This is a genomic window from Blastomonas sp. (assembly GCF_041747255.1).
In the GTDB taxonomy this organism is placed as follows: Bacteria; Pseudomonadota; Alphaproteobacteria; order Sphingomonadales; family Sphingomonadaceae; genus Blastomonas.
Window position 1 is genome coordinate 1 of the sequence record NZ_JBGTFM010000340.1, and the last position, 8,106, is coordinate 8,106.

8 protein-coding genes are annotated in these 8,106 nt (G+C 60.2%); 4 read left to right on the forward strand and 4 right to left on the reverse strand.

From position 1 onward, the window contains the following. The 3 genes from ACEW8G_RS11535 to ACEW8G_RS11545 form a co-directional block, all read left to right on the forward strand. The coding region (locus ACEW8G_RS11535; RefSeq protein WP_373488563.1) for a Ku protein at nucleotides 1-537 on the forward strand (537 nt) is incomplete at its 5' end. A 1-nt stretch (nucleotide 538) separates the two neighbouring features. Beyond that, nucleotides 539-3,040: a DNA ligase D gene (gene ligD, locus ACEW8G_RS11540; RefSeq protein ID WP_373488564.1), complete on the forward strand. Its 2,502-nt coding sequence runs from the start codon at nucleotides 539-541 to the stop codon at nucleotides 3,038-3,040. 129 nt (nucleotides 3,041-3,169) lie between these two features. After that, nucleotides 3,170-3,850, forward strand: coding sequence for a DUF4142 domain-containing protein (locus ACEW8G_RS11545; RefSeq protein ID WP_373488565.1), 681 nt, complete (start codon nucleotides 3,170-3,172; stop codon nucleotides 3,848-3,850). A gap of 110 nt (nucleotides 3,851-3,960) precedes the next feature. Here the strand turns inward: ACEW8G_RS11545 and ACEW8G_RS11550 are convergent, their stop codons facing one another. The 4 genes from ACEW8G_RS11550 to ACEW8G_RS11565 all read right to left on the reverse strand — a co-directional run bounded on the left by ACEW8G_RS11550 (nucleotide 3,961) and on the right by ACEW8G_RS11565 (nucleotide 6,610). Further along, nucleotides 3,961-4,224, reverse strand: coding sequence for a DksA/TraR family C4-type zinc finger protein (locus ACEW8G_RS11550; RefSeq protein WP_373488566.1), 264 nt, complete (start codon nucleotides 4,222-4,224; stop codon nucleotides 3,961-3,963). 32 nt (nucleotides 4,225-4,256) lie between these two features. Continuing rightward, the gene (locus tag ACEW8G_RS11555; protein WP_373488567.1) at nucleotides 4,257-5,426 is read right to left on the reverse strand and encodes a zinc-dependent alcohol dehydrogenase; all 1,170 of its coding nucleotides are present in this window, start codon (nucleotides 5,424-5,426) and stop codon (nucleotides 4,257-4,259) included. A gap of 17 nt (nucleotides 5,427-5,443) precedes the next feature. Beyond that, nucleotides 5,444-6,055, reverse strand: coding sequence for a hypothetical protein (locus ACEW8G_RS11560; RefSeq protein ID WP_373488568.1), 612 nt, complete (start codon nucleotides 6,053-6,055; stop codon nucleotides 5,444-5,446). Between the two features lie 216 nt (nucleotides 6,056-6,271). Continuing rightward, complete coding sequence (locus ACEW8G_RS11565) at nucleotides 6,272-6,610, reverse strand: hypothetical protein (protein WP_373488569.1); 339 nt, start codon at nucleotides 6,608-6,610, stop codon at nucleotides 6,272-6,274. Nucleotides 6,611-6,757: 147 nt separating this feature from the next. Between ACEW8G_RS11565 and ACEW8G_RS11570 the strand changes: the two genes are divergently transcribed. After that, on the forward strand, nucleotides 6,758-7,480 hold the full coding sequence (locus ACEW8G_RS11570) for a Crp/Fnr family transcriptional regulator (RefSeq protein WP_373488570.1): 723 nt from the start codon (nucleotides 6,758-6,760) through the stop codon (nucleotides 7,478-7,480). Nucleotides 7,481-8,106: the final 626 nt, after the last annotated feature.

Here is an 8,106-nt window from a genome sequence, read left to right on the forward strand (position 1 = left end):
TATTATGTCGTCCCTGCCGATGAGCTGGCGGAGGAAGCCTATATCGTGCTGCGTGATGCGCTCAAGCGCACCAAGAAGGTGGGACTGGGCCAGCTGTCGCTGCGCGGACAGGAACAGCTGGTGGCGCTGCGCCCCTGTGGCCGGGGGCTGATCCTCGAAGTCCTGCGCTACGCCGATGAGGTCAACAAGGCGGCCGACTATTTCCGCGACGTCGCCGAAACCAAGCCTGATGCCGGTCTGCTCGAACTGGCCGAAACGCTGATCAGCAACAAATCGGGCGATTTCGATGCCAGCGATTATGAGAACCATTATGTCGATGCGCTCAAGCGCGTCATCGCCAAGAAAGCCAAGGCGAAGGGCAAGCGCGTGCTCGAGGATGTCGATGAGCCTGCCGATACCAGCCGCGGGTCCAACGTAATTGATCTGATGGCGGCGCTCAAGGCCTCGGTCGATGGCAAGAAACAGGCCGCGCCGAAGAAGGCAGCACCGGCAAAGAAGACGCCGCCCAAAAAGGCCCCTGTGCGCAAGCAGGCCTGATATGGCCAAATCGGCTGATCCCCTTGCGCAATATAATGCGAAACGTGATTTCAAGCTGACTCCCGAGCCTGCGGGCAAAGCTGGCAAACCCGGCGGCAAGCGTTTCATCGTGCAGAAGCATGATGCCACGCGGCTGCATTTTGACCTGCGGCTCGAGATCAATGGCGTGCTGAAAAGCTGGGCCGTGACCAAAGGCCCCAGCGCAAACCCCCAGGACAAGCGGCTGGCGGTGCGCACCGAAGACCACCCGATGTCTTATGCCGATTTTGAAGGCGTGATTCCCAAGGGCGCCTATGGCGGCGGCACAGTGATGCTGTGGGACAGCGGCAGTTGGGCGCCGATCGAAGGAAAAAGCGCCAGCGACATCGACGAGGGCCATCTCCATTTCACCCTCGACGGGCAGCGCATGAAAGGCGAGTGGCTGCTGGTGCGGATGAAGCCAAGGGCGGGCGAAAAGCGCGAGAACTGGCTGCTGCGCAAGATAGACGATGCCTGGGCAGGCGGGACGGACGATCTGGTGGGGCGCGAAATTACCAGCGTGCTGACCGCGCGCAGCATGGCCCAGATCGCTGCCGGGGAGACAGGCGCGCCTCTCAAGGCCAGCGCCAAACCCGGCGCCAAATCCGGCGGGCGGCCCAAGCTACCAGGCAAGGCGCCCACCAAGCCAGCACCGAGGGGCAATGCTCCAGATTTTCGCGCCTTGCAGCTTGCAACGCTGGTCGATGCTGTCCCGACCGGGCATGACTGGATCCACGAGATCAAATATGACGGGTATCGCGGCGCGGTGGCTGCGGCGGGCGTGGATGTGCGCATCTACACCCGCAACGGGCTGGACTGGACCGACAAGTTCGCGCCGCTGGTGCGGCATATCGCGGCTCTCGATCTGCCGTCGTGTTTGATCGACGGCGAGATCGTCGCCATGGACAAGACCGGCAATCCAGATTTTTCGGCGCTCCAGGCAGTATTGAAGCGGGGGCATGGCGCGCAGGGTGAGGACACCGAACTGTTGTTCTTCGCCTTCGATCTGCTCGAACTGGAGGGAAAGGCGCTGACCGCGCTGGGCAATCTCGAGCGCAAGGAACGGCTCGAGGCGCTGCTCCATCACGCGCGCGCGCCGATTGCGGTCGCCGATCATGTCATCGGTGCCGGAGAGAAGCTGTACGATGCGATGTGCAGCGCGGGACAGGAAGGGATCATTTCCAAACGCGCCGATGCCAAATATGCAGGCAAACGATCGGCAAACTGGGTCAAGGTGAAATGCACCCGCCGCCAGGAGTTCGTCATTGTCGGCTGGAACCCTTCAAAAGCCAAAGCACGTCCGTTCGCCTCGCTGCTGCTCGCACAGCATGAAGGCGATGCGCTGGTCTACAAGGGCAATGTCGGCACCGGGTTCACCGGTGATGCCATGGCTGATCTCGCCAAACAATTCGCCAAGCTGACGCGCAAGACCCCGCCGCTGCCGGTCGATGCCGCTGCTGCACGTCATGCGCACTGGCTCAAGCCTAGCCTTGTCGCAGAGATCGCTTTTGCAGAGTTCACCGCTGGCGGATCGGTGCGCCATGCCAGCTTTCTGGGGCTGCGCAGCGACAAGTCGGCGCGCGATGTGGGCCCGGAGATCGCTGCGCCAGCGCCGCCGCCCGAAAGCTCGGTCAACATTTCGAGCCGCGAACGCATCATCTTTCCCGAAGCAAAAAAGACCAAGGGGGATCTTGCCGATTATTATGCTGCCATCGCCCCGATCATGGTGACGCACGCCGCGCGCCGCCCGATCAGTCTGGTGCGCTGTCCGCAAGGACGCGCCAAGGCGTGCTTTTTCCAGAAGCATGATTCAGGCTCGTTCGGAGACCATGTCCACCACATTGCGATCCGCGAGAAGGACGGCGGGCATGAGGACTATCTTTATATCGACGATGGCGACGGCCTGCTCGCCTGCGTGCAGATGGGCACGATCGAATTTCACGGCTGGGCCAGCCAGATCGAAGCCGTGGAACAGCCGGACCGGCTGGTGTTCGATCTCGATCCTGACGAAGGCCTTGACTTTACAGACGTCAAGAAAGCCGCACTGGATATCCGCGGGCACCTTGCCGTCATCGGCCTCGTCAGCTTCGCCATGCTGACCGGCGGCAAGGGCATTCATGTCATCGTCCCGCTCGATCCCGGCCACGGCTGGGATGCGCACAAAGCGTTCGCACGGCATTTTGCCGAGGCGCTGAGCCTTGCTGAGCCTGAGCGTTTCGTCGCGACGATGAGCAAGGCCAAGCGCAAGGGCAAGATATTCATCGACTGGCTGCGCAACGAGCGCGGCAGCACGGCGGTGATGCCCTATTCGGTCCGCGCCCGGCCGCACGCCCCGGTGGCCGTGCCAATTGGCTGGGAACGGCTTGCCGAAACCAAAAGCGCGAGCCAGTGGACCATCGATGACCGCGAGGCGCTTTTGGAACGCGCGGCGGGGCCTGAGCTGCGCGGTTGGTGTTTCGCAGTGCAGACGCTGCCTGCCTATTGAATGCCCTGCGCTGCAGCCAATGACACGGCTGAGCAAGCAAGCGATCGCCATGATTAGCCTATGTCAATGCAACGATCGGACCGCAGGTTTATCGAAGCGCAACATCGAATCGGTTTGAAAGGATTTACTATGCGCAGCTTGATCATTGTCGCCTCGGCCCTTCTGGTGGTCTCCTGCGATGCGACCAACGATCGTTCGGCCAACCAGAATGCTGCCGACGACTCCGCCCTTGAGGACGCAGCGCCCGGGTCTGGCGGTGACACTGGCATGGTCGCCGAGCAGAACCTGCCGACGGCAACCTATGTCGCCCGCGCGGCCATGTCTGATCTATACGAAATTCAGTCAGGTCAGTTGGCGGTCAACAAGGGCAATTCCGATGAAACCCGCTCCTTCGGCCGGATGATGATTGCTGACCATTCGCAATCATCGCGCGATATGAAGACCGCGCTTGGGCAGGCCAAAATGCCGACCGACCCGCCCACCATGCTCGACGCCGAACACCAGGCCATGCTGGAAAAGCTCAACATGACGCAGGGCCACGCTTTCGATACTGAGTATATGGCGCAGCAAATGACGGCGCACCGCAAGGCGCTGGCGCTGCATCAGTCCTATTCGGCCAACGGCGAGACCACGCAGCTCAGGGCCTTTGCCCAGAAGGTCGCGCAGGTGGTCGCCAAGCACCACGATCACCTCGACAAAATCGACGGCAATAACCCAGCGGCATCGCGGTCAGGCAGCACCATGTCACAACCGGGTCAGATGGACGGGCGGTCAAATGCCCCCGGTCAAGCCGCTCCAGATGCGCGCTGATCTGCAAAGCATCAAGCTTCGCTCGGGACGGTCGATCATTCAGGTAATCGCTTTGGTTTGGCAAGCTTGGCTGCAGCGACGCTCTTAGCGCAAGCACGATAACGCCGCGCTCAGCGCAGTTGGCTGTCCTTGCTTCCCCGGCGATTGATTCCGGCCGGACGCGTCAGGGATTCGCGGGCAGCCTGGCAATCGACACACGTTCGGCTGGCGGGCAAGGCCTCGCGCCGCGCCTGCGGGATGTCATCACCGCAATCCTCGCAGAACATGAACCCCTCGCCCGACGGCAGCTGCGCGCGCGCGAGGCGCACAGCGTCGGTCACGGTATCGTCGATCTGATCCTGTATGGCGCCATCGCGCGCCCATCCGTTGGCCAACTGTCACTCCTGCGTATCTGTCTCAGGGTGACTTACGGCTGCAGGACCACTTTGATCCATTCATCTTGGTTGTCGCGGAAGTTGCGGTATCCGGTTGCAGCCTCCTCCAGTGGCAGATGGTGACTGATCAGAAAGCTGGGATCGATCTCGTCCTGCTCGATCATCTCAAGCAATTCACCGGTGTAGCGCTGCACATGCGTCTGGCCGGTGCGCAGTTGCAGGCCCTTTTGCATCAACGCACCCATTGGGAAGAGATCGGTCTTGCCGCCATAAACTCCCGGCACAGACACCCGCCCGCCCTTGCGGCACGCCATGATCGCCTGACGCAGCACATGGGCACGGTCCTGACCCATCCCGACCTTCTGCTTGATCGTGTCGGCGACATTGTCGAGCGCAAAACCGTGCGCCTCCATGCCGACGGCGTCGATCACCGCATCGGGGCCGACACCGCCGGTCATCTGCTTGAGCGCCTCCAGGATATCGGTTTCATGATAGTTGACCGGCTCTGCGCCGAGCGTTTCGGCGAGCGCAAGCCGCCCCGGCACGCCGTCAATCGCGATCACCCGCCCGGCATGCTGGCGAAACGCGCTGAGAATGGCAAACAGCCCGACCGGTCCGCAGCCCCACACCGCAATGGTGTCGCCGGGTTCGATCTCGGCGTTGAGCGCAGCCATCCAGCCGGTGGGCAGGATATCGGACAGGAACAGCAGCCGGTCATCGGGAATGTCATCGGGCACGACAATCGGACCGACGTCGGAAAAAGGCACGCGGACATATTGCGCCTGTCCCCCGGGATAGCCTCCGGTGAGGCCCGAAAAACCGAACATGCCGGCCAGCGGATAGCCAAAGGCCTGTTCTGCCACTTCCTGGTTTTCAACCGGGCATGTGTTGTCGCACGCGCTGAAGCGCAGCGCCTCGCATTGAAAGCACGCACCGCACGAAATCGTGAAGGGCACAACGACGCGCTGGCCCACGGTCAGCGTGCTGCCCTGACCAACCTCGATGACACGCCCCATGAACTCATGGCCCAGAATATCATCATGTTCGACGCCGGGGATCACGCCGCCATAAAGATGAAGGTCTGATCCGCAGATGGCTGTCGATGTGACCTCGATGACGGCATCGCGGGGGTTGACGATCTGGGGGTCCGGCATGTGCCGCACGTCGATCTTGCCTTTGCCCTGAAAGGTGGCTGCGCGCATCGATGGTTCCTTGAGAGTTAAGCGGCGGAGCGCTGGTTGCAGGCCGTGGCGATTTCGCCAGTTTCGATGAGCATTTTCATCCGCCGCAGATCGCGCAGCAGGCCTGCATTCACGGTGGCAAGCAGCGCGGCACCGGTTTGCAATCCAGTGCGCAAAACCTCAGGCTTGAATGCAAATATGATTTCGATTGCGGTGCCTTTGCTGCCGTTATCATGAAACCGGATGCGGCCATGGACATCGTCTTGCCCATCGCCGCCGGATCGCCAGGCGATCACCTCATCGGGCTTGTCAGTGACGATCTCCAGCAGCAACGGCTGGGAAATGCGCGCGTGCAGCTCGGGCGGGGTGATCAGCAGGCCGGGCTGGCTGCCCTCAGGAAACGGCGTGTATTCCATCGCGGCCCACAGTTCTGCCGAGTTTTGCCAGGCCTGGGTGATCGTTTCGGGGCTGGCCTGGATCGTGACGGTGGCTCCGGCTACGAGATAATCGCCAAACATGCGCATGTTGCGCGCCGTGCGCACCGGGGCTGCATCACGATTGGGCTGCTGCCTGCGCATGGTCCACATGCTGCCCGCGGCGGCGGCACCGGCGGTGAGTAACCCCAAACGCAACCAGCCTGAATTTGCCATGTCATGATATCCCTTGCGACAATCGGGTTGGCACGGTGCGCTTCGGGAACGGTCGGAGGGGGGGATCGGGACCAAAGTCACCGTGCCGACACTACTGCTAGGTCAAACCAACCGCTCCCACCTTGACATGGATTGGTTTGAATGAATTTTTTTAAGATTCCATACGCTGCCGGTTCGGTCCCGCGCTGGTCACACCATCTCGTCGAGACATCACCCTTATGGCAAAAGAGTGAGCGAAGATGGATCACCTTCATCATCGGTTCTGAGCGATGCCGAGATCGCCATCAAAAGCGCATGCGATCGCCACATTGATGCGCGCGCATCATTCGTCGCCGCGGCTTGATCACGCTGCACACTCGCGGCCCGATCGGCAATGTCGATGGCTTCAGCGGTCAGCAGCGTCGCGTTCTCGCAAAGCCCGTGAATCAGGCTTTCGATCAGAAGCAACGCGGCCTGACCGTGCGCGTCGGATGACTGTGAGGTCGTCTGCCCCAGCGCAGACTCATTGTCGTTGGTCGTCATGGCGAAACCTTTGGTACAGGCGAGGGCAGACATGCGCTCTCAGCCGTCGACGCCTGGTTGAGCCTGCCAACGATGAGCTTATGATACGCCATTTCTCCAATTAAAACCACAACTTATAACAACAATCAACAACAACACTGATCAATATCTAAATTTTGCTATCGATGCTAGTTTAAGCCAGTGACCAATCGTTTTGTCAAAAAATTGAGCGGATTGGCCGATCTGGCAGCTGCTGACGCCCTCGCGCTTGAGACGGCGACGGCTCATCCGCGCCGTTATAACGCGCGGCAGGACCTGATTCGCGAAGGCGACGAGCCAGGCCCGATGTTTGTGGTTCTGGAAGGATGGGTCTGTCGTTACAAGATCCTGCCCAGCGGCTCACGCCAGATCATGGCGTTCCTGATGCCCGGCGATGCCTGCGACCTGCATATCAAGCTGCTCGCAGCAATGGACCACAGCATCCAGGCGATCACACCAGCGATGGTCGCAACGGTCACCAAGGTGGATATGCAGGCGATGATGCATAAGCATCCCAACATTGCCAATGCGATGTATTCTGCGCAGCTGGTCGATGAAGGGGTGATGCGGGCATGGATTTTCAGCATGGGTCGGCGCAGCTCGGTCGAGCGCGTTGCGCATCTGATTTGCGAGCTATACCTCAGGGCGCGTAACATCGGCCTGACGGACGACGACGAGTTTGATCTGCCGCTCTCTCAACTCGTTCTGGCCGATGCCCTGGGCATGACCGCTGTCCATATCAATCGCATTTTGAAAGAGCTGCGGCTGGCGGGCGCGATGTCACTTAAACGCGGGAGCGTCACGATCCTTGACCCCGTCAAACTCATCCAGATTGCCGGCTTTGACGAAAACTATCTGCACCGCCGGTTGCGCAAACTGGGTTAAGCGATCGTCAGGATCCGACGGTTGCTGCGCGCCGGCTGGGCAGCCAAGCGATCGTAGCGGATCGCGAATTCAGCATGGATCGCAGCGACCGCGGGATCTGCTGCCCGGTCTTGCAGTTCTCGCGCAACAGCGGCGCGTGCCAGGCAATATTCCTGATCATCGGGCTGTAACATAGTTTCCCCCAAAATTGATATGTGCAAGCTGTGTGATTGCGAGGACATGCCTTTAATGAATCACGCCAACAATGTTAAACACTCAAGAACAATCGTAATTAACAAGAATCAATAACGATTTTTTTAAATCCGTTTGCTCTGCAATCGAGCATGGCATCCAGTTTTTGCGTGCGCCCAAATGCCACCATCCTCGGCAGCAAGATTTCGGATACATTCACCACGCGAGCTTTTCAGCATTCGGGGCCGTGATATTTGCGAAAAAAATATCTTGATGTTGCCCCATGTTTGTCGGGCGCTGGCGGCCTTGGGATAATCTGCACGATGCTGGCTAACCCAGGGTGGTATCGAGAAACATCATGGCAGTAAGGCCGACCATCAGGCCTGCGGTTGCCTTTTGCCCATCCATGCGCCGGTGCGTGTCGGGAATGATCTCGGATGCGACCACCCAGATCA

Coding starts and splice junctions, on each gene's coding strand:
- ACEW8G_RS11555 (WP_373488567.1), bottom strand. CDS start 5,426: ATGCGCGCAGCCACCTTTCAGGGCAAAGGCAAGATCGACGTGCGGCAC.
- ligD (WP_373488564.1), top strand. CDS start 539: ATGGCCAAATCGGCTGATCCCCTTGCGCAATATAATGCGAAACGTGAT.
- ACEW8G_RS11565 (WP_373488569.1), bottom strand. CDS start 6,610: ATGTCTGCCCTCGCCTGTACCAAAGGTTTCGCCATGACGACCAACGAC.
- ACEW8G_RS11560 (WP_373488568.1), bottom strand. CDS start 6,055: ATGGCAAATTCAGGCTGGTTGCGTTTGGGGTTACTCACCGCCGGTGCC.
- ACEW8G_RS11545 (WP_373488565.1), top strand. CDS start 3,170: ATGCGCAGCTTGATCATTGTCGCCTCGGCCCTTCTGGTGGTCTCCTGC.